Annotated in this window: 24 protein-coding genes; 12 read left to right on the top strand and 12 right to left on the bottom strand. The window is 72.9% G+C overall.

Annotation, left to right across the window (positions count from 1 at the left end; genetic code table 11):
* Positions 1-226: 226 nt before the first annotated feature.
* Both NYO98_RS21420 and NYO98_RS21415 read right to left on the bottom strand, forming a co-directional pair.
* Entirely contained in the window at positions 227-718 is a 492-nt protein-coding gene (locus NYO98_RS21420; protein ID WP_268113930.1) for a SigE family RNA polymerase sigma factor, read from the bottom strand.
* Positions 715-1653 (bottom strand): hypothetical protein, encoded by a 939-nt coding sequence (locus tag NYO98_RS21415; RefSeq protein ID WP_268113929.1) that lies wholly within the window; start codon positions 1651-1653, stop codon positions 715-717. The genes NYO98_RS21420 and NYO98_RS21415 overlap by 4 nt, the downstream gene beginning before the upstream one ends.
* A 180-nt stretch (positions 1654-1833) precedes the next feature.
* On the opposite strand from NYO98_RS21415, the gene fbaA reads away from it, so the two are divergent.
* The gene (gene fbaA, locus NYO98_RS21410; protein ID WP_268113928.1) at positions 1834-2868 is read left to right on the top strand and encodes a class II fructose-bisphosphate aldolase; all 1035 of its coding nucleotides are present in this window, start codon (positions 1834-1836) and stop codon (positions 2866-2868) included.
* A 112-nt stretch (positions 2869-2980) separates the two neighbouring features.
* On the opposite strand, the gene NYO98_RS21405 is transcribed toward fbaA, so the two are convergent.
* The 4 genes from NYO98_RS21405 to NYO98_RS21390 form a co-directional block, all read right to left on the bottom strand.
* A complete protein-coding gene (locus NYO98_RS21405) occupies positions 2981-4510 on the bottom strand; it encodes a DHA2 family efflux MFS transporter permease subunit (RefSeq protein WP_268113927.1) in 1530 nt (509 codons plus the stop codon).
* Positions 4511-4642: 132 nt separating this feature from the next.
* Positions 4643-6373, bottom strand: coding sequence for a monocarboxylate uptake permease MctP (mctP, locus tag NYO98_RS21400; RefSeq protein WP_268113926.1), 1731 nt, complete (start codon positions 6371-6373; stop codon positions 4643-4645).
* Complete coding sequence (locus tag NYO98_RS21395; RefSeq protein ID WP_268113924.1) at positions 6370-6585, bottom strand: DUF3311 domain-containing protein; 216 nt, start codon at positions 6583-6585, stop codon at positions 6370-6372. The genes mctP and NYO98_RS21395 overlap by 4 nt, the downstream gene beginning before the upstream one ends.
* Positions 6586-6749: 164 nt before the next feature.
* On the bottom strand, positions 6750-7175 hold the full coding sequence (locus tag NYO98_RS21390; RefSeq protein WP_268113923.1) for a DUF3151 domain-containing protein: 426 nt from the start codon (positions 7173-7175) through the stop codon (positions 6750-6752).
* Between the two features lie 37 nt (positions 7176-7212).
* Between NYO98_RS21390 and NYO98_RS21385 the strand changes: the two genes are divergently transcribed.
* Positions 7213-7677 (top strand): acyl-CoA thioesterase, encoded by a 465-nt coding sequence (locus tag NYO98_RS21385; protein ID WP_268113922.1) that lies wholly within the window; start codon positions 7213-7215, stop codon positions 7675-7677.
* A gap of 24 nt (positions 7678-7701) precedes the next feature.
* Here the strand turns inward: NYO98_RS21385 and lysS are convergent, their stop codons facing one another.
* Positions 7702-9426 (bottom strand): lysine--tRNA ligase, encoded by a 1725-nt coding sequence (gene lysS / locus NYO98_RS21380; RefSeq protein ID WP_268113921.1) that lies wholly within the window; start codon positions 9424-9426, stop codon positions 7702-7704.
* A 176-nt stretch (positions 9427-9602) separates the two neighbouring features.
* On the opposite strand from lysS, the gene NYO98_RS21375 reads away from it, so the two are divergent.
* Complete coding sequence (locus tag NYO98_RS21375) at positions 9603-10592, top strand: helix-turn-helix transcriptional regulator (protein ID WP_268113920.1); 990 nt, start codon at positions 9603-9605, stop codon at positions 10590-10592.
* Positions 10593-10610: 18 nt separating this feature from the next.
* Here the strand turns inward: NYO98_RS21375 and NYO98_RS21370 are convergent, their stop codons facing one another.
* Entirely contained in the window at positions 10611-11525 is a 915-nt protein-coding gene (locus tag NYO98_RS21370; protein WP_268113919.1) for a diacylglycerol/lipid kinase family protein, read from the bottom strand.
* A gap of 106 nt (positions 11526-11631) precedes the next feature.
* Between NYO98_RS21370 and NYO98_RS21365 the strand changes: the two genes are divergently transcribed.
* The 4 genes from NYO98_RS21365 to purB are packed head-to-tail and all read left to right on the top strand — an operon-like array spanning position 11632 to position 16142.
* The gene (locus NYO98_RS21365; RefSeq protein ID WP_268113918.1) at positions 11632-12915 is read left to right on the top strand and encodes an adenylosuccinate synthase; all 1284 of its coding nucleotides are present in this window, start codon (positions 11632-11634) and stop codon (positions 12913-12915) included.
* The gene (gene purD, locus NYO98_RS21360; RefSeq protein WP_268113917.1) at positions 12912-14180 is read left to right on the top strand and encodes a phosphoribosylamine--glycine ligase; all 1269 of its coding nucleotides are present in this window, start codon (positions 12912-12914) and stop codon (positions 14178-14180) included. The genes NYO98_RS21365 and purD overlap by 4 nt, the downstream gene beginning before the upstream one ends.
* Entirely contained in the window at positions 14173-14727 is a 555-nt protein-coding gene (locus NYO98_RS21355; RefSeq protein WP_268113916.1) for a DUF402 domain-containing protein, read from the top strand. The genes purD and NYO98_RS21355 overlap by 8 nt, the downstream gene beginning before the upstream one ends.
* A complete protein-coding gene (gene purB, locus NYO98_RS21350; protein WP_268113915.1) occupies positions 14724-16142 on the top strand; it encodes an adenylosuccinate lyase in 1419 nt (472 codons plus the stop codon). Before NYO98_RS21355 ends, purB begins: the two co-directional genes overlap by 4 nt.
* 153 nt (positions 16143-16295) lie before the next feature.
* On the opposite strand, the gene NYO98_RS21345 is transcribed toward purB, so the two are convergent.
* Positions 16296-17747 carry an MFS transporter gene (locus NYO98_RS21345; RefSeq protein WP_268113914.1) on the bottom strand — a complete coding sequence of 484 codons (1452 nt, stop codon included), beginning with the start codon at positions 17745-17747 and terminating at the stop codon, positions 16296-16298.
* Between the two features lie 65 nt (positions 17748-17812).
* On the opposite strand from NYO98_RS21345, the gene NYO98_RS21340 reads away from it, so the two are divergent.
* On the top strand, positions 17813-18082 hold the full coding sequence (locus tag NYO98_RS21340; protein WP_268113913.1) for an acylphosphatase: 270 nt from the start codon (positions 17813-17815) through the stop codon (positions 18080-18082).
* A gap of 52 nt (positions 18083-18134) precedes the next feature.
* A complete protein-coding gene (locus tag NYO98_RS21335; protein WP_268113912.1) occupies positions 18135-19013 on the top strand; it encodes a hypothetical protein in 879 nt (292 codons plus the stop codon).
* Here the strand turns inward: NYO98_RS21335 and NYO98_RS21330 are convergent.
* From NYO98_RS21330 to NYO98_RS21320, 3 genes are all read right to left on the bottom strand, one after another.
* Positions 18997-20049 carry a sulfotransferase family protein gene (locus tag NYO98_RS21330; RefSeq protein WP_268113911.1) on the bottom strand — a complete coding sequence of 351 codons (1053 nt, stop codon included), beginning with the start codon at positions 20047-20049 and terminating at the stop codon, positions 18997-18999. The genes NYO98_RS21335 and NYO98_RS21330 overlap by 17 nt on opposite strands.
* A gap of 88 nt (positions 20050-20137) precedes the next feature.
* Positions 20138-22966 carry an ATP-binding protein gene (locus NYO98_RS21325; protein ID WP_268113910.1) on the bottom strand — a complete coding sequence of 943 codons (2829 nt, stop codon included), beginning with the start codon at positions 22964-22966 and terminating at the stop codon, positions 20138-20140.
* A gap of 65 nt (positions 22967-23031) precedes the next feature.
* On the bottom strand, positions 23032-23223 hold the full coding sequence (locus tag NYO98_RS21320) for a hypothetical protein (protein ID WP_268113909.1): 192 nt from the start codon (positions 23221-23223) through the stop codon (positions 23032-23034).
* Between the two features lie 198 nt (positions 23224-23421).
* Between NYO98_RS21320 and NYO98_RS21315 the strand changes: the two genes are divergently transcribed.
* From NYO98_RS21315 to NYO98_RS21305, 3 genes are read left to right on the top strand one after another with little or no spacing between them, the layout of a single operon-like run.
* Positions 23422-23973, top strand: a complete 552-nt coding sequence (locus NYO98_RS21315; protein ID WP_268113908.1) for an antibiotic biosynthesis monooxygenase — start codon at positions 23422-23424, stop codon at positions 23971-23973.
* A gap of 16 nt (positions 23974-23989) precedes the next feature.
* A complete protein-coding gene (locus tag NYO98_RS21310; protein ID WP_268113907.1) occupies positions 23990-24886 on the top strand; it encodes a phosphoribosylaminoimidazolesuccinocarboxamide synthase in 897 nt (298 codons plus the stop codon).
* Positions 24775-25323: an SRPBCC family protein gene (locus NYO98_RS21305; RefSeq protein ID WP_268113944.1), complete on the top strand. Its 549-nt coding sequence runs from the start codon at positions 24775-24777 to the stop codon at positions 25321-25323. The genes NYO98_RS21310 and NYO98_RS21305 overlap by 112 nt, the downstream gene beginning before the upstream one ends.
* Positions 25324-25334 lie beyond the last annotated feature (11 nt).

Raw genomic sequence — 25334 nt, 5'->3', positions numbered from 1 at the left:
CGGGCCCGGGATGTCCCCACGGCACCCCGGACCCGGCTCCTCCCAAGGTCTAGCCGGTGGTCCTCGAGTAGCAGACCAACTTGCGGTCGCCGAGGCGCATCCCGACGAGGACGGCGGCACTGGGTGCGGGACGGCGTGGCATGTACGTCAACCTAGGCCTGACGCGGGGGGATTGCCAGCGCCCGGGAGGGTGCAGCCACCACCCCCCTTCCGCGGTCCTTCCGTGTCAGCGCTGCGGTGCCAGCACCGCCTCGAGGGCCGCCAGCCCCCGGCTGCTGTGACTCTTGACGGTGCCCTCGTTGATGCCGAGCTCGGTCGCGGTCTCGCGCACCGACAGCCCGAGCCAGTGGCGCAGCACGACGACCTTGCGCTGCTGCTCCGGCAGCCCCTGCAGCGCGTCGAAGAGCGCCGACCGCTCCTCGACGGGCGTCGGCTCGGGAGCGCCGATGTCGGGCAGGTCGTCGGTGGGTCGCTCGCGGCGCCAGGGCCGCCGGGACTCGTCGATGTTGGCCCGCACCATGATCTGGCGGCAGTAGGCCTCCTCGACCCCCTGCTGCCGGATGCGCGGCCACGCGACGTAGAGCTTCGTGAGCGCCGTCTGGAGCAGGTCGTCGGCCCGGTGCCAGTCGCCGCACAGCGCGTACGCGATCCGGCGCAGGTGGGCCTGCCGGGCGGCGACGAACTCGCTGAAGGCCGCGTCGCGGTCGGCGCCCCTCATCGCATGCCCCCGCCCGAGGTGTACTGCTCGCGAGCCCAGCTCGTGAACGCGTCCATCGAGTCGAACGAGCCGGGTGCCGGCACGACCTCGAGCTCGCCGAGGACGACGCGGTAGGCCGCGAAGCTCGTGCCCCCGTCCACAGCCACCCGCACCGCCCCGATCCGGTCCGCACCCAGGCCGAAGCCACCCAGGTCGGGGTCGGCGTCGACCTCGAGCAGCACGACGCCCTTGCCGGCCACGACGTCGCCGTCGGGCTGCAGGCGGAGCCAGCGGCTCGGATCGGTCTCCGTGGTGGTGGGCGGTGTGCGGAAGACACCGTTGGCGACGTCGAGGGTGCGCTGGCTCCGGACCCGGCCCTCGAGCCACCCGGCGAAGTCGCCGGTGGCGTCGTTGGTGCCCATCGAGGTGCCCCCGTCGGGGTAGCGGGTGAGGAGCGAGTACTTCTCCCGCCCCTCGAACATCACCCGGATGCCGAGCGACTGCCCCTGCGCCCGGGTGTAGCCCATCGGGTTCGGGACGCGCTCCAGCACGGGCCCGGCCCCGGGGGCGAGGACCAGGCCGTCGGCGTCGAGGGTCGCGGGCTCGCCGAGGAACTGGGGCTCCACGGCCTGGGCGCGCATCCGGTCGAGCTTCCCCGCCCGCTTGTCGAGTCGCTCCGACCCCTCGTCCCGCCCGTCGTCCGGGGCGGTGGGGTCGCGCTGCACGCTGTCGGCCCGCTGCTTCGCCACCGGTGCGTCGCCACGCACCTCCGAGCCCAGGCCTGACGCCCACACGGTGCCCGCGCCGATCACCACCGCAGCCGCCAGCACGACCGCGGTCGCGCGCCTGCGGCGTACGGCGGTGCGTCCCGCCGCGACGTAGTGCGCCGGCGGCACGTCGTGCCCGGCGCCGAACGAGCGGTCGAGCTCGTGCTGCCAGTCGATGTCGGTGCTCATGCTGCATTCCCCCTGCGGGTGAGTGTTCCACCCGTGGAGACGGAGCCGACGCGGCGCCGGTTGTCACCCGGTCCCCGCCCGCTGGTCAGGTGGTGAGACGACCGGTCGGCCCGGAGCGGACTCGCGGGTAGCCACTAGGGTTGAGAACGCCTGCCTGACCGCTTCAGAGGAGATCTCCAGATGCCCATCGCCACGCCCGAGGTGTACGCACAGATGCTGGACGCCGCGAAGGAGAAGTCCTTCGCCTACCCGGCCATCAACGTGTCGTCCTCCCAGACCCTCAACGCCGCGCTCAAGGGCTTCGCCGACGCCGGCTCCGACGGCATCATCCAGGTCTCGACCGGTGGCGCGGAGTACCTCTCCGGCCCGTCGGTGAAGGACATGGTGACCGGCTCCGTCGCGTTCGCGGCCTACGCCGCCGAGGTCGCGAAGAACTACTCGGTCAACATCGCGCTCCACACCGACCACTGCCCCAAGGACAAGCTCGACGGCTTCGTCCGCCCGCTGCTCGACATCTCCGCCGAGCGTGTGGCCCGCGGTGAGGCGCCGCTGTTCCAGTCGCACATGTGGGACGGCTCGGCCGTGCCGCTGGAGGAGAACCTCCAGATCGCCGAGGAGCTGCTCGCCAAGTGCGCCGCGGCCAACATCATCCTCGAGATCGAGGTCGGCGTGGTGGGCGGCGAGGAGGACGGCGTCGCCAACGAGATCAACGACCAGCTCTACACCACTCCCGAGGACGCCATTGCCACCATCAAGGCGCTCGGTGCGGGTGACCGCGGCCGCTACATGACCGCCTTGACCTTCGGCAACGTCCACGGCGTCTACAAGCCCGGCAACGTCAAGCTGCGCCCGGAGATCCTGAAGTCCGCGCAGGAGGCCGCCGCCTCCGAGCTCGGCCTCGGCTCCGACGCCCGCCCGTTCGACCTCGTCTTCCACGGCGGGTCGGGCTCGACCGCGCAGGAGATCAGCGACGCCGTCGACTTCGGCGTGGTCAAGATGAACGTCGACACCGACACCCAGTACGCCTTCACCCGCCCCGTGGCGGCGCACATGTTCGTCAACTACGACGGCGTGCTGAAGGTCGACGGCGAGGTCGGCAACAAGAAGGCCTACGACCCCCGCGCCTGGGGCAAGGCCGCCGAGGCCGGCATGGCCGAGCGCATCGTCGAGGCCTGCCAGAACCTGCGCTCCGCCGGGACCTCGCTCGGCGGTTGATCCTCATGTGAGCGGTGCGTGAGCCACGTTCCCAGGAGGGACGAGGTGGCTCACGCACCGCTCGCGTGCGTCGAGGGGGGCCGTCACCGAGCAGGCGTACGACGACCCCGGCTCAGGCGGCGGGGCCGGCCGCGGTGGCCGGCTCCTGCTCGCGCGCGTCCGCGCGGGCACCGAAGTGGCGCGGCCGCTCGAAGAAGCACACGGCGACCAGGCCGAGGACCAGCACGGCGGGGAGCAGGAGCAGCGACTGCGCCATCGCGTCGGTGAAGGGCGCGGCCACCTGGGCGGGCAGCGCACCTCCACCGCCCGCCGATCCCTCGGACGGTGAGAACGTCAGCCCGTTGGCGACGAGGCGGGCGTCGATGAGCACGGCGATCGCGGCCGAGCCCAGCACGGCACCGACCTGGCGCGTCGCGTTGTAGACCCCCGACCCGGCGCCGGCGCGGTGCGGCGGCAGGTTGCGGTTGGCGGTCGTGGCGAGGGGGCCCCAGAGGAACGAGCTGCCCACGCCCATGAGCGAGAACACCAGCACGAGCTGCCACAGCGGGGTGTCGGGCGCCAGCACGAGGCTGAGCACCAGCAGCGCCACGCCGAGCGCGGCGAAGCCGCCGAGCGTGAGCAGCCGGGGGTGCACCCGGTCGGTGAGGCGACCGGCCAGCGGCGCCGCGAGGATCGACACGATCGCCATCGGCGCCAGCACGAGGCCCGCCTGCGTCGGCGAGTAGCCCCGGACCAGCTGCGCCCAGAGCATCAGCGGGAAGCCCATCGCGGTGAACGCGAACGAGACGGTGGTGATGGCGAGGTTGGACACCGAGAAGTTGCGGTCGGCGAAGAGGCTGAGCGGGACGAGCGGCTCGTTGCGGTTGCGGTGCTGCCACCACACGAAGGCGGCGAGCACGACGACGCCGCCGACGATCAGCCGCCACACGGTGATCGGCCCGGTGATGGTCGACCAGTCGTACTGCTCGCCCTCCTGGATGCCGAAGACGAGCAGGAACATGCCGACCCCGCTCAGCGCGACGCCGAGCCAGTCGAAGCGGTGCTGGTTGGTGTCGAGGCGCGGCACGAGCCGCCAGGCCAGGACGAAGGCGACGACGCCGACCGGCACGTTGACGAAGAAGATCCACTCCCAGCCGAGGGTGTCCACGAGCACGCCGCCGAGGATGGGGCCGACGAGCGTCGCGACGCCGGCGACGGCTCCCCACAGCGCCATCGCGGAGCCCCGCCGCTCGATCGGGAAGATGCGCGTGATGACCGCCATGGTCTGCGGCGTCATCATCGCCGCACCGAAGCCCTGCGCGACGCGGGCGGCGATCAGGCCCTCGATCGTGGTGGTGAGGCCGCACGCCAGCGAGGCGAGGGTGAAGAGCGTGAGCCCGACGAGGTAGAGGTTCTTCGGGCCGTAGCGGTCGCCCAGCCGCCCGGTGATGAGCACCGGGACGGCGTAGGCCAGGAGGTAGGCGCTCGTCACCCAGACGACCTCGTTCACCCCGGCCTGCAGGTCCTCGATGATCGCCGGGGTGGCGACGCTGACGATGGTGGTGTCGACCAGGATCATGAAGAACCCGATGCACAGGGCCCAGAGGGCCGGCCACGCGTTGGTCTCGTGCGGGGGCGCCTCGGCCCGAGTCGATGCGGTCACGATCCCAGTGAACACCCGGGGACCGACATCGATTCCGTGCGCCGACCCGCGACGTGCGACGGGCGGTGCGCGAGGCGGGACCCCGTGGCCGGGAGTCCTCCTCGCGCACCGCCCGGTGCGGGGCGTGCGCCGCTAGCGTGCCGGTGCGTTGCCCGCGATGTCGTCCGCGTCGCCGTACGGGTTGTCGTGCGTGGCGTGCTCGGCGATGTCCTTCTGCACCCGGGGGTCGTCGGCGTCGGCGAAGTAGTCGAACGGGATCGTCTCGTCGCGCCCGTTGGACACGTTGGTCGCCCTCAGGACCGCGGTGACCACGACGGCGACGACCACGTTGAGCACGAACGCGGTCACGGCGATGTAGCCCATCTTCTCCAGGCCCGGGATGAGCGCCGTCGAGCCGCCGAAGTGCTTGCCGGTGACGGGGTTGACGACGCTGTAGGCCTCGACCGTGCCGTAGACCATGCCGGCCGCCCACCCGAGCAGCAGCCCGTAGCGGTGGAACCAGCGCGTGAAGAGGCTGAACACGATCGCCGGGAACGTCTGCAGGATCCAGATGCCGCCGAGGAGCTGGAAGTTGATCGCGTTCTGCTTGTCGAGGGTGAGCACGAAGACGAGCGCGAACGCCTTGACCACCAGCGACATGAGCTTGGAGACCTTCGCCTCCTGCGCGGGGGTGGCGCTCTTGTTGATCCACTCCTTGTAGATGTTGCGGCTGAACGTGTTGGCCGCGGCGATCGACATGATCGCGGCCGGCACCAGGGCGCCGATCGCGATCGCGGCGAAGGCGACGCCCGCGAACCACGACGGGAACATGTCCTCGAACAGCTGCGGGATCACCAGCTGCGCGTTGGGCTCGCCGTCGAGGCCGATCGGCTGCGTGCCCGCGGCGATGGCGACCCAGCCGAGCAGGGCCAGCAGGCCGAGCACGAAGGAGTACGCCGGCAGGATCGAGGCGTTGCGCCGGATCGTGTTGCGCGAGTTCGACGACAGCGACGCCGTCACGGAGTGGGGGTACATGAACAGCGCCATCGCCGAGCCGAGGGCGAGGGTCGCGTAGGCCCAGAACGCCGCCGAGCCGGGGATGAACGACGCCGTCGGCGGGAGGCCCGCCTCGACCGACGCGGCGTTCGTCGTGGCCATCTTCTCCTCGGCCGCGCCGAAGATCGCGTCCCAGCCGCCGACCTGACCGGGCAGGTAGACCACCGCCACGATGATGACGAGGTAGATGAGGATGTCCTTGACGAACGCGATCACCGCCGGGGCCCGCAGTCCGCTGGAGTAGGTGTAGGCCGCCAGCACCGCGAAGGCGATGAAGAGCGGGGCGTCCTTGGCGATGATGTTGTCGCCGCCGCCCAGCCCGGCCACCTCGAGCACGGCCTGGATGCCGACGAGCTGGAGGGCGATGTAGGGCATGGTCGCCACGAACCCGGTGACCGCGACCGCCAGCGACAGCCCGCGGTCGTCGTACCGGCCCCGGACGAAGTCCGCCGGGGTGACGTAGCCGTGGCGGTGGCTGACCGACCACAGCCGCGCCATGAAGATGAAGATGATCGGGTAGAGGATGATCGTGTAGGGCACGGCGAAGAAGCCGGCGACCGCACCCGTGGCGAACATCGCCGCCGGCACCGCCACGAACGTGTAGGCGGTGTAGAGGTCGCCGCCGAGCAGGAACCACGTGATCCAAGTGCCGAACTTCCGGCCGCCGAGGCCCCACTCCTCCAGGGACTCCAGCGAGTCGGCCTGCTTGAATCGGGTGGCCATGAAGCCGGCCACGGTGACGAGGGCGAAGAGCACGATCAGGACGGTGAGCGCGACCCAGTTGACGCCGCTGGTGTCGGACGCCATGACGGTGAGGTGGGGTGTCATCGGTCCTCACCGACCTTGTGCGTGGTCTTGCCGCGGGCCGAGAGGGTGAGCCGGAAGGCGGTGTAGGTCAGGGCCGAGCAGAGGAAGACCCAGAGGAACTGGTACCAGAAGAAGAAGGGGAACCCGAAGAGCTTCGGGTCCTCCTTGGCGTAGTGGGGCACCCAGAGGAGCACCAGGATCGGGATCGCGAGCAGGACGGCGGCGAGCGCCATCTTGCCCTTGTCGGTCGGGGGGACGCCCGGGTCTTCAGGGCGCGACTGAGGTGGTGTGTTCCCGGATTTCACCCGCGCGACCTTACTCGGGCGGTGACCACCGTCACCCCTCCCTCAGGGTGGCGCGGCCAGCGGTCGGTATGACGCGACGAACGGTCGGGACGTCAGCCCAGCAGCGCGTCGGCCGCGGCGGCGCTGGAGTCGCGCAGGAAGGTCGAGCAGCGCTCCCACTCGTCGGTCTCGCCGATCGCGCGGGCGGCCAGCGCGAGGAGGGCGAGGGAGCGCAGGAAGCCGCGGTTGGGCTCGTGCTCCCACGGCACCGGGCCGTGGCCCTTCCAGCCGTTGCGGCGGAGCCGGTCGAGCGAGCGGTGGTAGCCGACGCGGGCGTAGGCGTAGACGGTGACGTCGTCCGCGCCCGCGTCCTGCGCCTGCTGCGCCAGGGCGGCCCAGGCGGCCGGCGAGTCGGGGTGGCGGCGTACGACGGCCGCGGGGGAGTCGCCCCCGGCGAGCTCGCCGTCGGCGGGGTCGGCGGGCAGGTGGGTGGGCGGGGGACCGGCCATCAGGTCGCGGCCGTTGGAACCGGAGGTCATGGGTCAACCCTAGGACCGGGTCGGGGAGACTGCGCCCATGGGTGAGACCTTCACGACCGAGATCCAGGCGCGCTACCGCGACATCAACCTCGCCGGTCACGTGGACAACGTCGAGGCGGTCCGGGTGCTCGACGAGGCGCGCTACGAGTTCCTGCGCTTCGCCCGCCTGCCGGGGCTCCCCGCCGGCGCGAGCGGTCTCCTCCACGCCGCCGCACCGGGCGTCTCCGAGCTCGTCGCCTCGCAGACGATCGAGTACCACGCCGAGATGCGGTTCGTGCCCTACCAGCCGTTCCTCGCCGCGCTGTGGGTCTCCCGGATCGGCCGCTCGTCCTTCACCGTCGCCGCCGAGCTCCGGGTCGAGGCGGGCGGCGGACCGGCCGCGGTCTGGGAGTGCGTCAACGTGCTCTGGGACCACCACGCGCAGTCGGCGTGGACCATCAGCGACGCCGTGCGCGCCGACCTCGAGCACTACCTGGGCGACCCCGTCGGCTTCCGCCGCTGACGCCCGCCCCGACGTCGTACGCCGTCAGGCGCCGAGCAGCTGCCGCACCTTCGCCGGCCCGAGCGCGAGCACCAGCGTGGGCAGGCGCGGGCCGCGGTCGGCGTCCACCAGCAGGTTGTAGAGCAGCCGGAAGAAGTCCTTCTGGTCCGCCTTCACCTGGTCGGTGGGGGCGTCGTCGAAGCCGAGGCCGCGCGCGACCTTGGGGGTGCCGTAGACGACCGAGGTGACGGCGTCGAGGTCGCCGTCGTCGGGGAGCCGGTCGAGGAAGATCCGCAGCCACAGCTCCTCGTCCTCGGTGAGCGAGGACAACCGCTCGGTGTCCGGGGTCTCGCGCACGGTGGTGCGCTCGTCGGCGGGCACGTGCTCGGCCGTCCACTGCATCGCCTTGGACAGCCGCGGCTCGAGGTCGGCGACGGACTCGTGCGGGAAGCCCGACGACTCGATGATGCGCGAGATGAGGTCGGCGGACCCGGCGGTCACGTCGGCGACCGACGAGAGGGCGCGGAACGGGACCGTCACGGCCGGGGTGGGCAGCCGGCCTGCGGACGCCGTCTCGGAGGCGCGGTGCCAGGCGAGCGTCGCGACGTCGGCCTTGGCCGGGTCGGCGGCCTTGCGGCCGAGGGCGTCCCACTCGTCGTAGAGCCGCACGACGGACGAGCCGAAGTCGATGTCGAAGGCCTGCGTGGGCGCGCGGCGGACGTAGAGCCAGCGCAGCATCGGCGACTCGAGGATGCGCAGCGCGTCGGCGGCGGTGGGCACGCCTCCGGCCGAGGACGACATCTTCTGCACGCCGGCGAAGCCGACGAAGGCGTAGATGACCCGGGCCGGGGCGCGCCAGCCGAAGATCGACGACACGATCTCCGTGCCGACGGTGTAGGACGAGCCGGGCGTCATGTGGTCGCGGCCGGCGGGCTCGAAATTCACCTTCTCGTAGGCCCACCGCATCGGCCAGTCGACCTTCCACACCAGCTTGCCGTCGGAGTCGGTGGAGAGGTCGGTCGTGCCCTCGAAGCCGCACGAGGAGCACGTGTAGGACAGCGTCGTGGTGGCGTCGTCGTACGCCGTCGTGGTGACGGTGTCACGACCGCACTGGCGGCAGTAGGGGCGGTACGGGAAGCGCGCGATCGCGTCGGCGGAGGAGGCCGCGGACGGGTCGCCCTCCTCATCGTCCTCGTTGGCCACCGAGTCCGCGAGGTCGGCGGCCTCCTGCTCGGACGCGTCGTCGGCGGGGGCCACCTTCCGGGTGCGGTGCCTGGCGAGCACCGCCTCGATCTCGTCGCGGCGGGCGACGGCCTCGAGGACCTGCTCGCGGTAGGCGCCGGAGGTGTACATCTGCGTCTGGGAGATCTCCTCCATCTCCACACCGAGCTCGCGGAGGGCCTCCTGCAGCGGAGCCTTGAAATGCGCGGCCCAGCTGTCGTGGCACTCCCACGGGTCGGGCACGGCGCTCAGCGGGCGCCCGATGTGCTCGGCCCACTCGGCCGGCACGCCCGCCGGCACCTTGCGGAACCGGTCGAAGTCGTCCCAGGAGTGCAGGTGGCGCACCGGGACGCCGCGTCGTCGCAGCTCCTCGGCCACGAAGTGAGGCGTGATGAACTCGCGCAGGTTGCCCAGGTGGATCGGGCCGCTCGGGGAGGCGCCCGACGCGACGGTCACGAGGTTGCCCTCGCCCGCGTGACGTACGGCGTCGTCCGCCGCCCGCGTCACCCAGTCGACCGGATCGCCCTGCCCCTGCCGTCCTCGTGCCATGCGCGCAAGGCTAAGGGACGCCGTATGGCGCCGGAGCCGACCCCCGTGGCGGCTCCGACGCCGTGCTCCGAGGAGCGGGCCCAGCCGCACACCCCCGCGGCGGCCGGCGAGGACAGTATCGACTGGCCGTTCGTTGCCAAGCGGATCCTGAGTGCCGATGGCACTAAACTGCCACCATGCCCGGCGACCCGTCCTCCGTCCTCGCGGCCCTCGGCCTCGACCGTCGGACCGAGCAGCTCTACTTCCGCCTGGCCCCGGTGTCCGGGCACACGGTCACCGGGGTCGCGCGGCTGGTGCAGGAGCCTCCCGAGCAGCTGATGCGCAGCCTCGCCCCGCTGATCGAGCGGGGACTCGTGATCGTGTCCGACGACCGGATCGTGGTCCCGGCGCTCGCCGAGGCCGTCTCCGCGCTCGTGCTGCGCCAGGCGCGGTCGGCTGCGTCGGCGGCGGCCATGCTGGCCGAGCTCTCGAGCGCGGTGCCGCACCTGGTCGCCTCGACGACGCGTCCCGACCCGGGGCACGTCACCGAGGTCCACCCCCTCGACGGGGAGCTGAGCTCGGGTGGCAACCCGCTGGAGCTCCTGCAGCTGATGCTGCGCACCAGCCGCGGCGACATGCTGTGGCTGCGTCCCGACGCCTGGGCGATGCCCCGTGAGTCGCAGGTGAGCGAGCTGCTCGCCGAGGCGATGGCGACCGGTCGCCGCTCGCGCGCGATCTACCCCGCCCGGGCGCTGACCGAGGCGCCGGAGGCCCTCCGCGTGCGGGCCGGGCTGGGGGAGCAGGTGCGGATCATCTCCGAGGTGCCCACCCGGATGTTCATCTTCGGCGACACCCACGCGGTGATCCCCGAGCCCATCGGCTTCACCGACGAGCCGCGGGTGCACGTGCGCCAGCGCTCGATCGTCGCGGTGCTGACGATGTGGTTCGAGTCGCTGTGGGACCGGGCCGCGCCGATGCCCGAGCTCGAGGCCGGTCGGGTCGGCCGCGACGGGAGGCAGTTCCTGCTCGAGCAGCTGATGGCCGGCGCCACCGACGAGGTCATCGCCCGCAAGCTCGGCATCGGCCTGCGCACCGTCCGGCGCCGCATCGCGGCCCTGATGACCGAGCTCGGGGTGGACACCCGCTTCCAGGCGGGCGTGGAGGCGGTCCGGCGCGGCTGGCTCTGACGGCCGGGCCGGGGCGGGTCAGCGCGGCAGGATCATGGTGTACGCCGCGCGCTCGAGGCGCCAGCTGCGGCTGCGCTCGGGGCCGGAGATCTCGCCGTCGGCGGACAGCCAGAACTCGTCGCCGCTCACCTTCACCGACGTGCCGCGGAGGGTCGCCACGTCGTCGCGCTGGTCGTGCTCGCCCTTGCGCAGCCGCAGGACGTAGCCGAGCTTGGCGCTCGGCTTGACGGCGCGGCTGATCATCACGTCGAGCAGCCCGTCCTCGGTGTCGGCGTCGGGGTTGAGCTCGGTGCCGCCGCCGACGTTGCCGCCGTTGCCGATGGCCACCATCAGCACCGGCCGGTCGACGTCGTTGACGACCTCGCCGTCGAGCTCCACGCGCAGGCGCCAGCTGGGCGGGTGGAACGCCGAGAGGGCGGCACCGATCGGGTAGCCGAGCTTGCCGAGGTTGACCTTGCCGACGCCGACGGCGCCGAGCCGGGTCTTCCACTTCGCGCCCTTGCGGCTGGCCTGCGCGCCGACGCCGACGTGCACGTTGTTGACCACGACGTTGCCGGTCTCGTCGATGATGAGGTCGACCTCGCGGGGCTCGCCCGTCAGCACGAGCCGGGCCGCGTCCTCGACGTCGAGCGGGATGTCGTTGCCCCGCGCGAAGTCGTTGCCGGTGCCCATCGGGAGGAGCGCCAGGATCGTCTGGCCGAGCTCGTGACGCTTGTGCAGCGCCGTCACGACCGCGTGCAGGCTGCCGTCACCACCGGCCACCACGACCGTACGGCCACCGGCGCGGTGGAGCACGCCGTCGAGCTCGCCCGGGTTGGACGTCTTGGCGACCTCGACCGACGCCTTCTCCCTGAGGACGACGAGGGCCTCGGCCAGCCGCTCCTCGTCGGAGGTGCCGGCGTCGGAGTTGGTGATGACCAGCAAGGAGCGCACGTGCGGACCCTAGCCGACCCCCGTGCGGTAACGTGGCGCCGCAAGAGCCCCGGTGCCTTGTGCCGGGGTTTTGTCATTTCTGCCGTGAAGACAGAGGAGGGCTGAGATGCCCGCGATCGTCGTGCTCGGCGCCCAGTGGGGCGACGAGGGCAAGGGCAAGGCCACCGACCTGCTCGCCACCACCGACCCCATCGACTTCGTCGTCCGCACCAGCGGCGGCCACAACGCCGGCCACACCATCGTGGTCAACGGCGAGAAGTACGCCACCCACCTGCTGCCGAGCGGCATCCTCACCCCCGGCGCCACGTCGGTGATCGCCAACGGCGTCGTGGTCTCGCCCGAGGCGCTGTTCCGTGAGCTCGACGGGCTGGTCGCCCGCGGGGTGGAGGTGGCCGACCTGAAGGTGAGCGCCAACGCCCACGTCATCGCGAGCTACCACGCGACGATCGACAAGGTCACCGAGCGCTTCCTCGGCAAGAACCAGATCGGCACCACCGGCCGCGGCATCGGCCCGGCCTACGCCGACAAGATCAACCGCGTCGGCGTCCGGGTCGCCGACCTCTTCGACGAGAAGATCCTGCGCGAGAAGATCGACGCCGCGCTCGACGTGCGCAACCACCTGCTGACCAAGGTCTACAACCGGCGTGCCATCGAGGTCGACGCCGTCGTGGAGGAGCTGCTGTCCTACACCGACCGGCTCCGGCCGATGGTGTGCGACACCTCGCTGCTGCTCAACCAGGCGCTCGACGCCGGCCAGACGGTGCTCTTCGAAGGCGCCCAGGCCACGATGCTCGACGTCGACCACGGCACGTACCCGTTCGTCACGTCCTCCAACCCGGTGGCCGGCGGCGTCTGCGTCGGCGCCGGCATCGGGCCCACCCGCATCGACCGGGTCATCGGCGTGATCAAGGCCTACACGACGCGCGTGGGCTCCGGTCCGTTCCCGACCGAGCTGTTCGACGAGGACGGCGTCCAGCTGCAGACCCTCGGCGGCGAGATCGGCGTCTCCACCGGTCGCACCCGGCGCTGCGGCTGGTACGACGCCGTGGTCGCGCGCTACGCCAGCCGGGTCAACGGCCTCACCGAGCTCTTCCTCACCAAGCTCGACATCCTCGGCGCGTGGGACCGCATCCCAGTCTGCGTGGCCTACGAGGTCGACGGGCAGCGGGTCGACGAGATGCCGATGACGCAGACCGAGTTCCACCACGCGACGCCGGTCTACGAGTACTTCGACGGCTGGAAGAGCGACATCTCGGGCTGCCGCTCCTTCGACGAGCTGCCGAAGAACGCCCAGATCTACGTCCAGGCGCTCGAGGAGATGTCGGGCGCGAAGATCTGGGGCGTCGGCGTCGGGCCGGGTCGCGAGCAGACCGTGGTGGTGCACGGGTGAGGACCCTGGTCGTCGGGACCGGCGGCCGCGAGCACGCCCTCGCGCTCGCGCTGGCCGCCGACCCGGCGGTGACCGAGGTGCACGCCGCCCCCGGCAACCCCGGCATCGGGGAGGTCGCCACGCTCCACCCCGTCGACCCGATGGACGGCCAGGCGGTCGCCGCCCTCGCCACCTCGATCGGCGCCGACCTCGTGGTCGTCGGGCCGGAGGCCCCGCTCGTCGCCGGCGTCGCGGACGCGGTGCGCGCGGCGGGCGTCGCGGTGTTCGGCCCGTCCCGTGACGCGGCCCGGCTCGAGGGGTCGAAGGCCTTCTCGAAGGAGGTCATGGCCGCGGCCGGTGTGCCGACGGCCGGGTCCCGCACCTGCACGACGCCCGACGAGGTCGCCGTGGCGCTCGACGCCTTCGGTGCGCCCTACGTCGTCAAGGACGACGCGCTCGCAGCGGGCAAGGGCGTCGTCGTCACCACCGACCGCGCCGAGGCCCTCGCCCACGCGGCCGGGTGCGGACGGGTCGTCGTCGAGGAGTTCCTCGACGGGCCCGAGTTCTCGATCTTCGTCGTCTGCGACGGCACCGTCGGGCGCCCCCTGCTCCCGGCGCAGGACTTCAAGCGCATCTTCGACGGCGGTCGCGGACCGAACACCGGGGGCATGGGCTCCTACGCCCCGTTGAGCTGGCTGCCCGACGGCATCGTCGACACCGTGATGGCCGAGGTGGTCGCCCCGACGCTGGCCGAGATGCGGCGGCGCGGCGCGCCGTTCGTCGGCTGCCTCTACGTCGGGCTCGCGCTGACCGCGGCCGGCCCGAAGGTCATCGAGTTCAACTGCCGCTTCGGTGACCCCGACGTGCAGCCGGTGCTCGCGCTGCTGACCTCCCCGCTCGGCACCCTGCTGCGCGCGGCGTCCGACGGCGACCTCTCGGCCGTCCCCGCGCCGACCTTCGCCGACGGCGCGTCGGTCTCGGTGGTGATGGCCAGCGCCGGCTACCCCGAGGGCTCGAGCACGGGCGACGTCATCGTCGGCACCGAGACGCTGGCCGTCGAGGACGACGTCGACGTCATCCACGCCGGCACCGCACGGACCGACGCCGGCCTGGTGACCGCGGGCGGTCGGGTGCTCGCCGTCCGGGCGACCGGCACCGACGTCGCCGACGCCCGCGCCAAGGCGTACGAGGGCATCGCGACCATCGGCTTCCCGGGCGCCCAGTGGCGCCGCGACATCGCCGCCGAGCCGCTCGGCGTGGTCGAGGGAGCCGCGTCTCGTGGCTGAGCCGTTCGCGGCCGGGTCCGACGTGCGGGTCCGCGAGGTCCTCCACGGTGCCGAGTGGGCGTCGTGGGACGAGCGCGTCGTCGGCGACGACGGCCTGGTGCTGGCGACGGTGATGCCCGACGGCACGCCGATGGCCTTCCCGGAGCACCCGGTGCCGCACCCCTGGGGCCACCTCGAGGCCTGGACCGGCACGAGCGTGCTGAAGCTCCGCCGGACCCACGACTGGTACTCGGTGTGGAAGTTCTTCGACGCCGACGGCGCCTTCCTGCACTGGTACGTCAACTTCGAGACCCCGGTCCACCGCACCGCCGACGGGGTCGAGGTCAACGACCTCCAGCTCGACATCGTCATCGCGCCCGACGGCGACTGGCGGTGGAAGGACGTGGAGCACCTGGCGCCGAGCATGACCGGCAACCGGATCACCGCGGACGAGCTGCTCGCGACGCTCGACGCCGCGGCCGAGGTCGCCGACCTCCTCCAGCGCGACGACCGCTGGTGGGCACCGTGGGACGGCTGGGCCCTCGCGGATGGGAGAATCGGGACGTGAGCGTCCCGAACGTCCTGGCCACCCGCTACGCCGGCGCCGATCTCGCCGAGATCTGGTCGCCCGAGCACAAGATCGTCCTCGAGCGGCAGCTCTGGGTCGCGGTGCTGAAGGCCCAGCGTGACCTCGGCATCGACGTGCCCGAGGGCGTCGTGGAGGCCTACGAGTCGGTGGTCGACAAGGTCGACCTCGACTCGATCGCCGCACGTGAGCGGGTCACCCGCCACGACGTGAAGGCGCGGATCGAGGAGTTCTCCGCCCTCGCCGGCCACGAGCACATCCACAAGGGGATGACCTCGCGCGACCTGACCGAGAACGTCGAGCAGCTGCAGGTACGCCGCTCGCTCGAGGTGGTGCGCGACCGCGCCGTCGCCGCCCTCGTCCGCCTCGGCCGGCTCGCCGCCGAGCACGAGGCCACCGTCATGGCCGGCCGCTCGCACAACGTCGCCGCCCAGGCCACCACCCTCGGCAAGCGCTTCGCGACCGTCGCCGACGAGATGCTGATCGCGGTCCAGCGCATCGAGGAGCTCCTCGCCCGCTACCCGCTGCGGGGCATCAAGGGGCCGATGGGCACCGCCCAGGACATGCTCGACCTGCTCGACGGCGACGCCTCCCGGCTCGAGGAGCTCGAGCAGCGGGTCGCGCGCCACCTCGGCTTCGACGAGGTCCTCACCAGCGTCGGCCAGGTCTACCCGCGCTCGCTGGACTTCGAGGTCGTCTCCGCGCTCGTGCAGCTCGTCAGCGGCCCGTCCAACCTCGCCACGACCGTGCGGCTGATGGCCGGCCACGAGCTCGTGACGGAGGGCTTCAAGGAGGGCCAGGTCGGCTCGTCGGCCATGCCGCACAAGATGAACACGCGCTCCTGCGAGCGCGTCAACGGCCTCGCCGTCATCGTCCGCGGCCACCTGTCGATGGTCAGCGAGCTCGCCGGCGACCAGTGGAACGAGGGCGACGTCTCCTGCTCGGTCGTGCGCCGCGTCGCCCTGCCCGACGCGTTCTTCGCCACCGACGGGCTGTTCCAGACCTTCCTGACGGTGCTCGACGAGTTCGGCGCGTTCCCCGCGGTCATCCAGCGCGAGCTCGACCGCTACCTGCCGTTCCTCACCACGACGAAGGTGCTGATGGCGGCGGTCCGCAACGGCGTCGGCCGCGAGGCGGCGCACGAGGCGATCAAGGAGGCCGCCGTCGGCACCGCGCTCGCGATGCGCGCCGGTCAGGCCGACAACGACGTCTTCGCCAAGCTGGCCGCCGACGAGCGGCTCGGACTCACCCGCGAGCAGATCGACGCCCTCGTCGCCGACCCGATCGAGTTCACCGGCGCGGCCGTCGCCCAGACCCGCGCGGTCGTCGCCCTGGTCGAGGCGCTCGCGGCGGCCCACCCCGCCGCGGCGGCGTACTCCCCGGGCGCGATCCTCTGACATCATCGTGCCTCGTGGTTGGAGTCCCCGCTCGAGCGGGGAGTCCGCCACATGGTGGGGGTTGTACCGGCCTACAAGTGTCGGACTTCCCAGACAAGTTGCCACCGTTCGGGGCCGGCGGCTGCCCCGGGGATCGCTGACGGACCGTGCTCGTCAGTCGCCGAGCCGCCAGGAGCGGACGGCGGCGGCGAACGCGAGCGAGAGCACCGCGAGCGCGGCCAGCAGGGCCGCCCGGGCCGCGACCGGCGCCGAGGTCACGGAGGCGGCGGCCTGGTAGACGGTCATCAGCAGGGCCGCGCCGAGGGCCGACCCGATCCGCTGGCCGGTCTGCAGCGCACCACCCGCCGCGCCACCCATCGCGGGCGGCACCTCGGCGAGGGAGAGCGTGAAGTTCGGGGAGATGACGCCACCGCCGCCGACGCCGGCGAGGAACATCGCGGGCGCGAGGGTCCACCACAGGGTGTCGAAGGGCGAGGTCACCAGCCACGCCGCGAGCGCCGTGCCGGTCATCATCACCCCGAGCGCGACCAGGGTCACCCGCCGCCCGAGCTGGCCCACGAGCCGGCCGGCGAGCGGTGAGGTGGTGGCGGCGCCGACGGCGAACGGCGTCATCAGCAGGGCGGCCTGCAGCGGTGAGAAGCCCTCGCCCTCCTGCAGGTGGACCGACAGCACCAGGAAGATGCCGGTGAAGCCGGTGAAGTAGAGCGTCCCGACGAGCAGGCCGTTGGCGTAGCCGGGCAGGCCGCGCAGCAGCGACACGTCGAGCAGCGGCGGCCGGTCCATCCGGACGGTCCGCGCCTCCCACCGCACGAACGCCCACGCCAGTGGCGGGAAGGCGATCAGCACGACCAGCGGCAGGCCGGCGCCGCCCTCGAGGCTGATCAGCGGGAACAACACCGCCAGCACGGCCAGGCCCAGCAGGACCGCGCCGACGAGGTCGATGCGGGAGTCCTTCGGTGCCCCCTCGGGGCCGGCGCCGACGGTGTTGTCCGGCACGAGCCGGCGGATCAGCACGAGCGCCACGAGGCCGATCGGCACGTTGATGAGGAAGAGGGACCGCCAGCCGTTCTCCTCGCCGAGCAGGCCGATCAGCAGGCCGCCGATGAGGGGCCCGGTCGCCGACGCCACGGCCACGGTGAAGCCGAACATGCCGAAGGCCCGGCCGCGCTCGGCGCCGCGGAAGAGCTGCTGGATGAGACCGGAGTTCTGCGGGGTGAGCAGGCCGGCGCTCGCGCCCTGCACGAGGCGGGCGAGCACGATGGCGGCCGCGTTGGGTGCGAGCCCGACGGCGGCGCTGGAGAGGACGAAGCCGATCAGCCCGATCGTCATCATCCGGCGCCGGCCGTGCGCGTCGCCGAGGCGGCCGCCGGCGACGAGGGTCATGCCGAAGGCCAGCGCGTAGCCCGACACCACCCACTGGATGGTCGCGGCCGAGGTGTCGAGCCCGGCGCGGATGGACGGCACGGCGACGTTGACGATCGTGACGTCGAGCAGCGACATGAAGCCCACGACCAGTGACACGGCCAGCACGCGCCACCGACGGGGGTCGGGCTCGTACGCCGTCTCGTCGCGGCTCGTGCGCGCGGCCTGCTCGTCCTGCGTCATCCGGGCCAGCCTCTCACCCGGCGCCAGCGCCGAGGACCGCCCGGCGGGAGGGGCAGGATGGGGGCATGAAGGCGATCCAGTTGCGGGTGACCGGTCAGGTGCAGGGCGTGGCGTTCCGGTGGCACACCCAGGAGCGGGCCCAGCAGCTCGGCGTCACGGGCTGGGTGCGCAACGAGGTCGACGGCACCGTGCTGGTGCACGCCGAGGGGGAGGACGACGCCGTCGACGCGCTCGTGGAGTGGTGCCGGCACGGGCCGCCGTCCGCTCGGGTGCGCGACGTCGCCGTCCGCGACGCGGCGCCGAGCGGCGCCTCGTCGTTCCAGGTCACCGGCTGACGGTCCCGTCGCGCCGTCGAACTCTAGTGATCTTGTCGACTATCGTGGGTGCATGACGACCGCGACATCAGCACCACCGACCTACGACGACGTCCAGGTCGTGGTGCCGGCCCCGGGCCCGGGAGCGGGCAACTGGGCCGGGGCCGCGAGCGCCGTGCTGGTCGACGGGGTGTTCTGGCTGACCTGGCGGGTGCGTCGGCCGCTGACCGACGGTCGGGGCGTCTCGGTGGTCGTCGCGCGCTCCGACGACGGCCTCACCTTCGAGCCGGTCACCGAGGTGGCGCGCGAGGCGTTCGGCGCCGAGTCCTTCGAGCGGCCCGTGCTGGTGCCGCTCCGCGAGGGCGGGTGGCGGCTCTACCTGTCCTGCGCGACCCCCGGCTCCAAGCACTGGTGGGTGGACAGCCTCACCGCCGACACGGTCGAGGGGCTGCCCGACGGCGTACGACGCCGCGTGCACGAGGGCGACCGCGACACGGGCGTCAAGGACCCGGTGATCACCGTGGGCGAGCAGGGCTACGAGATGTGGCTGTGCTGCCACCCCCTGGACGAGCCCGGCCACGAGGACCGGATGACCACCCGCCGGCTCACCAGCGCCGACGGCCTGGCGTGGGATGACCACGGCGAGGTGCTCGCCGGCCGGGAGGGCCAGTGGGACGCCCGCGGCGCGCGGGTCAGCGCGGTGCTGCCCGACGGCACGGTGCTGTACGACGGCCGGCCGGACGCCGAGTCCAACTGGTTCGAGACCACCGGGGTGGCCACGTGGGACGGCGCCGCCCTGACCCGCAGCGCGCAGCCGCCGATCGCGTCGCCCCACTCCGACGGCGCCTTCCGCTACGCCGCCGCCGTGCCGTTGCCCGACGGCCGGGTGCGCTACTACGTCGAGGCTGCGCGTCCCGACGGCGCGCACGACCTCGTCACCTGCGTGCGCTGACCTCGCGGGCCGTCCCGTTCGCGCGGCCGGCCGTCGCTGCGTCCGCGCCGGCGTCCCGCTCGCCGAGGCGGGTCACGGTGGCGGTGCGCTGGGCGAACGACCCCCGGCTCTCCGGGTTGAGCCAGTCGCCGAAGTCCTGCCCGGTGAGCTCGCCGAGGAGGTCGATGTCGTCCGTGTAGCCCTCGATCAGCCGCTGCCGGCTGGCTGCGTCGAGGCGGGGTCGGTGCGCGTCGGGGTGGTCGCCCAGCAGGCCGAGCGACAACGGGTGGATCGCCCGCCACACCTGCGGCGGGGCGAACTGCCCGAGCCGCGCGCCGGTGCGCACGACGGGTCCGAAGACCTTCGGCCGCCAGCCGGGAGGGACGAAGCTGCGCGAGTTGTCGCGTGGGATCGAGTCGACCAGGCCCTCCCGGATCCCGAGGAACCGGCTCACCCGGTCGACCGTCGCGCCGGGCGCGTCGACGAGGTCGCGGTAGCGGATGACGAGGATGCGCTCGGGGTCGACGTAGCGGTGCAGGTGCGCCAGCTGCTCGCCGTACCTCCCCAGCTCGCGGTAGCGCCAGAAGGGCGCCCAGCCGGCACGCACCCGCTCGTCCTCGCGACCGAACGCCGCCACGAAGTCGGCCTCCGGCTCGAGCCCGTCGGACCAGAGGTGCATCCAGTTGCTGTAGGCGCGGTCCACCGGGTCGCGCACCACGGCGACCAGCCGCACGTCGGGCAGGTCCTCGGCGATGCGGCGGTGTGCGCCGCGGCTCCACAGGTAGAACGGCGTGCTCTCGCCGCGGGCCTGGTGCTGCGCCGCCGGGGCGAAGAGCGGGAAGTAGCGGTCGGCGCGCCAGATCCACTCCTGCTGCGAGTGCTGGTCGCCCGGCCCGCGCCAGGCCGGCGGCGGTGCACCGTCGCACAGCCAGAACTTCGGTTCCTTCGGGTCCGAGACGAACACGTCCGGATGCTGGGCCAGTGCGGCGTGTAGTGCGGTCGTGCCGGCCTTGGGGGCGCCGATCACGAGGAAGTCGGGGCGTGGAGCTCGGGGCACGTTCCCTCCCTGGGACGATGTCTGAGTCTTAGTAGACTAAGTCACTAGACAATGCTTCGCCAGAGCTGGCGCCCGTGCGTCCGTCGGCTCAGCCGAGCAGCCCCCGGCGTCGCGCCGTCGCCGCGGCCTCCGTGCGGTTGGCCGCGTCGAGCTTGGCGAGGATGTGCGAGACGTGGACGCTCGCCGTCTTGGGCGACATGAAGAGCTTCACCCCGATCTGCCCGTTGGTCATCCCGTCGGCGACCAGTCGCAGCACCTCGACCTCGCGCTCGGTCAGCACACCGTCCGTACGCCGCTCGCGTGGGGCCAGCGCGTACCTCTCCGCCAGCGCGTCCGCGCGCGCCAGCAGGGGAACAGCCTCGAGCCGCTCCGCGATCTCGCGACCGGCCGCGAGGTGGCGCCGAGCGGCGTCGCGGTCGCCGTGGGTGGCCTCCTGCTCGGCCAGCGACAGGTGGGTGATCGCCACGTCGGGCACGTGGCCGATCCGCTCCCACCCCGCGAGTGCCTCCCGCAGCGCCGGCCCCGCGTCGCGGCCGTGGAACCGGTCGAGCTGGGCGGCGAGGTCGAGCGGCCAGACCTCGCCGAGCCGGCCGAAACGGCGGAACCGCTGCGCAGCCGCCTCGACCTCCGACAGGTGCTCCCCAGCCTCGGCCTCGTCGTCTCGGGCACCCGCCAGGGAGGCGTCGGCCTCGGCCCGCGCGGCGAGGACGGCGGTGAACCACAGCTGGTCGTCGTCGAGCGTGAGTCGGTCACCGGTCCACAGCGGGCGGATGGCGGTGCGCATCGCACGGAGGTCCCCCCGCGCGGCGGCGCCCGCGCCGAGGAGCTCCCGGACCATGCAACTGGCGGCACCGCCGGGCGCGGGGGAGTCGAGGTGGGCGTTCCACCGCTCGAGGTCGGCAGTCCCGCGCTGCTGGAGCGTGAGCAGGTCGTGCCGCGCGTTGCTAGTGCGGACGTCGTCCTCCCACCAGGGTCCGGACGCCTCGAAGAGGTCGCGCGCACGGGCCCACTGGCCGGTCAGCATCCAGGTGGCGGTGGCGTTCTCGACCAGGTGCTCCCAGACGTTGATCGTCAGGTGCGGGCGGGGGATCCGCGACAGCGCCTCGGTCACCGCCGCGTCCGCGCGCTCGTGGTTGCCACACACCACCTCGCACCAGGCGAGGTTGCCCCACAGGTGGAAGACCCCCACCCACGTGGTGTCGCCGATCTCCTCGAGCACCTCGCGAAGCCGTGCCGCCGCGCCCTCCGGATCGCCGAGCACCTGGGCGCGGTAGGACTCGACCGCGGCCACCATGAAGGCGACCCGGGTGTCGCCGAGCCGGCGGGCGTCGGTCCAGGCGCGAGCGATGAGCTCGTCGCCGCGCTCGGTGTGCTGCGTCAGGTTGCTGCCGGTGAACGCCCGCACCATCACGGCGAGCAGGTCGTTCTCCTCCTCGTCGACCGCCGATGAGATGGCCAGCAGCTCGTCGTCGGCGTACGCGTTGGCCTCGCCCTTGCCGTGGAAGACGTTGCGCAGCGCGTGGAACCTGCGGACCGGCTCGGTGAGCAGCTCGGTGGGCACGGCCTCGACCCACTCCCGCTCCGCGGCGAAGGAGGCAACGCCTGCGGTGAGCGCCGATCGGGCGTAGGCCTCCCGGATGCTCAGGCCCGTCACCCCGGCCGCGTCGTCCACGGCGGCGTACCCGCGCAGGAGCCGCGCCCACAACGCCAGCTCCTCGTCCGCCCGGCAGATCCGTCCTGCCGCCGGCAGCGCGGCGACGGTCGCGGCCAGGGCGCGTCGTACGTCGCGGGCCTGGTGCCAGTGCTCGGCGATCGCGAGGAGCGCCGGGTCCCCGGCCAGCACGCCCGGGTTGTCCTCCAGCACCTCGGCCCACCGGCGGTGCCACGATCGTCGAGCACCCGGCCCGGTCTCGCGGCTGGTCGCCTCGCGCAGCAGCGCGTGCCGGAAGCCCACCGCGTCGCGCTCGTGGTCGGTCGTGAGGATGCCCGCGCGGAGCGCCTCGACCAGCGCGGCGTCGAGCTCGTCGGGGGTGACGTCGAGGACCTGCTCGAGCAGGCTGATCCGCAGGTGGCCGTCGCCCACCGCCGCGGCCTCCACCAGCCGGCGGGTCTCGGGGGAGAGGCCGCCCAGCCGCCCGGCCGCGACAGCTGCAGCCGTGGTGAGCTCGGGCCTCCCGGCGGCGGCCACCAGCTCCTCCACCACGAACGGGATGCCGTCGCTGAGCCGCTCCACGCGACTGGCGACCTCCGCCGGCGGGCGCGCGCCGAGCAGGTCTCGCAGCTGGCGCTGGACCGCGTCCGGGCTCAGCCGCGACAGCGCCAGCACCTCGCACCCGGGGGCCCGCGCCAGCCCGGCGACGTACGACGTCAGCGCGGCCTCGGCGCCCGGCGTGCGCTCGGGGTCGTCGGTGCGCACCGTGGCCACGATCAGCAGCCCGGCCGGCAGGGTCCGCGCCGCGAGGCCGACGAGGTCCCGCGTCGCGGAGTCGGCCCAGTGCAGGTCCTCGACCACCCACACGACGAGCCGGACGCGGGCCAGTCGCTCGAGCAGGTCGAGGAACGCCGAGAGCAGCTGCACGCGCTCGACCGGCTGGCGCGGGGCGGCGCCGGGGAGCAGCGGTGCGAGCGCCTCGCGCTCGGCCTGCGCCAGCACGTCGACGCCGGCGGCGCGCACGAGGTCGCGGAGCGTGTCGGCGACGACGCCGAACGGGATCTCGCCCGTCGTCATGTCGGCGGCGTGGCCGGTGAGCACGAGCGCGTCGTCGAGGTCCGCCACTGCCTCGGCGACGAGGCGGCTCTTGCCGATGCCGGCCTCGCCGGTGACGAGCAGGCAGCGGCTGGTGCCGGCGCGGGCGCTCACGACGGCGCCGGCGATCCGGTCGAGCTCGGCCTCGCGGCCGACGAGCCTCCCGCCCATGTGCCGATGGTCGCAGGCGACGAGGCCCTTGACCACGGGCGGACGGTCGGCACGTGCGACCGGCATCAGTGGGCCGGGCGGGGTGCGGGGAACCAGCGGCTCCACCCGCTGCGGCGCGGCGACGGGACCTCGGTGACGACCGGCTCGGCGGGCTGGCGCGTACGATGTGCGCCGCGGGTCGCGGCGACCGCGCGGGCGACGTCGGCGCGGTGGAAGGAGGCGATGCGGGCGGTGGTGTCGATGGCGGTGCTGTTCATGGCGGGCTCCTGACGGTGCTGGTGGATGCCTCCACGCTGCGGCTAAGGCCCCCCGCCCCACATCGGGCAGACGCCTTATCTCCGCCCGCCTGAGGTGGGCGGTCGCCACCCGAGGTGCCTCAGGCCGGGCGCCGCGTGGCGGGGATCTCGTCGCTGCCGGCTTCGCCCCGGCGGCGTCCGCGCCCGACACTGGGCACCATGAGCGCCCCCGTGACCGTGTCCGTCACCCGTCACGTCGACCCCTCCCGCACGACCGAGATGTTGGCGTGGGTGCAGGCGGGCACGTCGCTGGCGGAGCGGTTCGACGGCTTCCTCGGCTCGGGCTGGGTGCGGCCGAGCGCGGACTCGTCGGAGTGGCACATGCTCTACCGCTTCGCCGACAACGACTCCCTCGCCACCTGGGAGGCCTCCCCGCAGCGCGAGTGGTGGCTCGAGGCGGCCCACGGCAGCGTGGAGGAGCGGCGGCGCGAGCGACGTACGGGCATCGAGGGGTGGTTCGACGAGCCGGCCTCGGTCGAGGCGCTGAGCGCCGCCCCGGTCGCGCCGCCCCGCTGGAAGCAGATGGTCGTCATCTTCATGGTCTTCCTGCCGCTGAGCCTGCTCGCGAACTTCATCGCCTCCCGCACCATCGGCGGCTGGCCGCTGGTGCCGCGCGTGGTGCTGGTGACGTCGGTGATGACGCCACTCATGACCTACGTCTTCCTGCCCTGGATGACGCGCCGGATGAGCTGGTGGCTGCACCGCCGGTGACGGCTAGGCTCGGCGCGTGGCAGCCGAGCTGAACATCCCCGCAGCCCCTCCGATCGAGGGCACCACGCACCTCCACTCCGGCAAGGTCCGCGACCTCTACCGGATCGACTCGGGGCAGCACGAGGGCCGGCTGCTGATGGTCGCCAGCGACCGCATCTCCGCCTACGACTTCGTCCTCGACACCACCATCCCCGACAAGGGCGAGATCCTGACCCGGATGTCGCTGTGGTGGTTCGACCAGCTCGCCGGGCTGGTCGGCAACCACGTGGTCTCCACCGACGTGCCGGCCTCCGTCGCCGGGCGCGCGGTGGTCTGCGAGCGGCTCGACATGTTCCCGGTCGAGTGCGTCGCCCGCGGCTACCTCACCGGCTCGGGCCTGCTCGACTACCAGCGCAGCGGCGAGGTCTGCGGCATCCCGCTCCCGGCGGGCCTCCAGGACGGCAGCCGGCTGCCCGAGCCGATCTTCACCCCCGCCACCAAGGCCGAGCTCGGCGACCACGACGAGAACGTCGACTACGAGGCGGTCGTCGAGGCCGTCGGTGACGACGCCGCGGCCGAGCTGCGGATGCTGACGATGGAGGTCTACGGCAAGGCGCACCTCGTCGCCCGCGAGCGCGGCATCATCCTGGCCGACACCAAGCTCGAGTTCGGCCGGCGACCCGACGGCACCACGATCCTCGCCGACGAGGTCCTCACCCCCGACAGCTCCCGCTTCTGGCCGGCCGACGAGTGGCAGCCCGGCCGCGCCCAGGCGTCGTACGACAAGCAGATCGTGCGCGACTGGCTCACCGGGGAGTCCGGCTGGGACCGCACGTCCGGCGAGGCGCCGCCACCGCTGCCCGAGGCCGTCGTCGACCGCACCCGCGCGCGCTACGTCGAGGCCTACGAGCTGCTGACCGGGGAGACGTTCTGACCTCGCGCCGCTTCACGGCGACCGTGGAGCTGCCGCACCCGGCCGAGGAGGCGTTCGCCTACCTCGTCGACCCGCGGCGTCGCCCGGAGTGGCAGTCGAGCCTGCTCTCGGTCGACGTGCCCGAGGACGAGGAGCCCCACCTGGGCCAGACGTGGACCGAGCTGACCGTGGTCGGCGTACGCCCCCGCCTGGAGGTCGTCGAGTTCGCGCCGTTCCGGTCGTGGGCCGAGCGCGGCACCTGGCGGGGCGTGGAGGCCACACTGCGGCTCCGCTTCACCGGCACCCGCGAGGGCTGCCGAGTCGTGGCCGAGGGGGAGGTGTCAGGCGCCGGGATGTACGCCGTCGCCGCAAGGAGCTCGGGGCTGCTGGCCGGGCGCGCGATCGCCGCCGACCTGAAGACCGCCGGCCACCGCATCGCGCAACGCTCCGAGGGCTGACGTCATCGGGA

The organism is Nocardioides pini (assembly GCF_026712185.1).
Lineage (GTDB): Bacteria > Actinomycetota > Actinomycetes > Propionibacteriales > Nocardioidaceae > Nocardioides > Nocardioides pini.
Note: the sequence above shows the minus strand (reverse complement) of the source record. Positions and strands in the feature narration are given on the sequence as shown.

Coding starts and splice junctions, on each gene's coding strand:
- NYO98_RS21420 (WP_268113930.1), bottom strand. CDS start 718: ATGAGGGGCGCCGACCGCGACGCGGCCTTCAGCGAGTTCGTCGCCGCC.
- NYO98_RS21415 (WP_268113929.1), bottom strand. CDS start 1,653: ATGAGCACCGACATCGACTGGCAGCACGAGCTCGACCGCTCGTTCGGC.
- fbaA (WP_268113928.1), top strand. CDS start 1,834: ATGCCCATCGCCACGCCCGAGGTGTACGCACAGATGCTGGACGCCGCG.
- mctP (WP_268113926.1), bottom strand. CDS start 6,373: ATGACACCCCACCTCACCGTCATGGCGTCCGACACCAGCGGCGTCAAC.
- NYO98_RS21395 (WP_268113924.1), bottom strand. CDS start 6,585: ATGGCGCTCGCCGCCGTCCTGCTCGCGATCCCGATCCTGGTGCTCCTC.
- NYO98_RS21390 (WP_268113923.1), bottom strand. CDS start 7,175: ATGACCTCCGGTTCCAACGGCCGCGACCTGATGGCCGGTCCCCCGCCC.
- NYO98_RS21385 (WP_268113922.1), top strand. CDS start 7,213: ATGGGTGAGACCTTCACGACCGAGATCCAGGCGCGCTACCGCGACATC.
- lysS (WP_268113921.1), bottom strand. CDS start 9,426: ATGGCACGAGGACGGCAGGGGCAGGGCGATCCGGTCGACTGGGTGACG.
- NYO98_RS21375 (WP_268113920.1), top strand. CDS start 9,603: ATGCCCGGCGACCCGTCCTCCGTCCTCGCGGCCCTCGGCCTCGACCGT.
- NYO98_RS21365 (WP_268113918.1), top strand. CDS start 11,632: ATGCCCGCGATCGTCGTGCTCGGCGCCCAGTGGGGCGACGAGGGCAAG.
- NYO98_RS21345 (WP_268113914.1), bottom strand. CDS start 17,747: ATGACGCAGGACGAGCAGGCCGCGCGCACGAGCCGCGACGAGACGGCG.
- NYO98_RS21340 (WP_268113913.1), top strand. CDS start 17,813: ATGAAGGCGATCCAGTTGCGGGTGACCGGTCAGGTGCAGGGCGTGGCG.
- NYO98_RS21335 (WP_268113912.1), top strand. CDS start 18,135: ATGACGACCGCGACATCAGCACCACCGACCTACGACGACGTCCAGGTC.
- NYO98_RS21325 (WP_268113910.1), bottom strand. CDS start 22,966: ATGGGCGGGAGGCTCGTCGGCCGCGAGGCCGAGCTCGACCGGATCGCC.
- NYO98_RS21320 (WP_268113909.1), bottom strand. CDS start 23,223: ATGAACAGCACCGCCATCGACACCACCGCCCGCATCGCCTCCTTCCAC.
- NYO98_RS21315 (WP_268113908.1), top strand. CDS start 23,422: ATGAGCGCCCCCGTGACCGTGTCCGTCACCCGTCACGTCGACCCCTCC.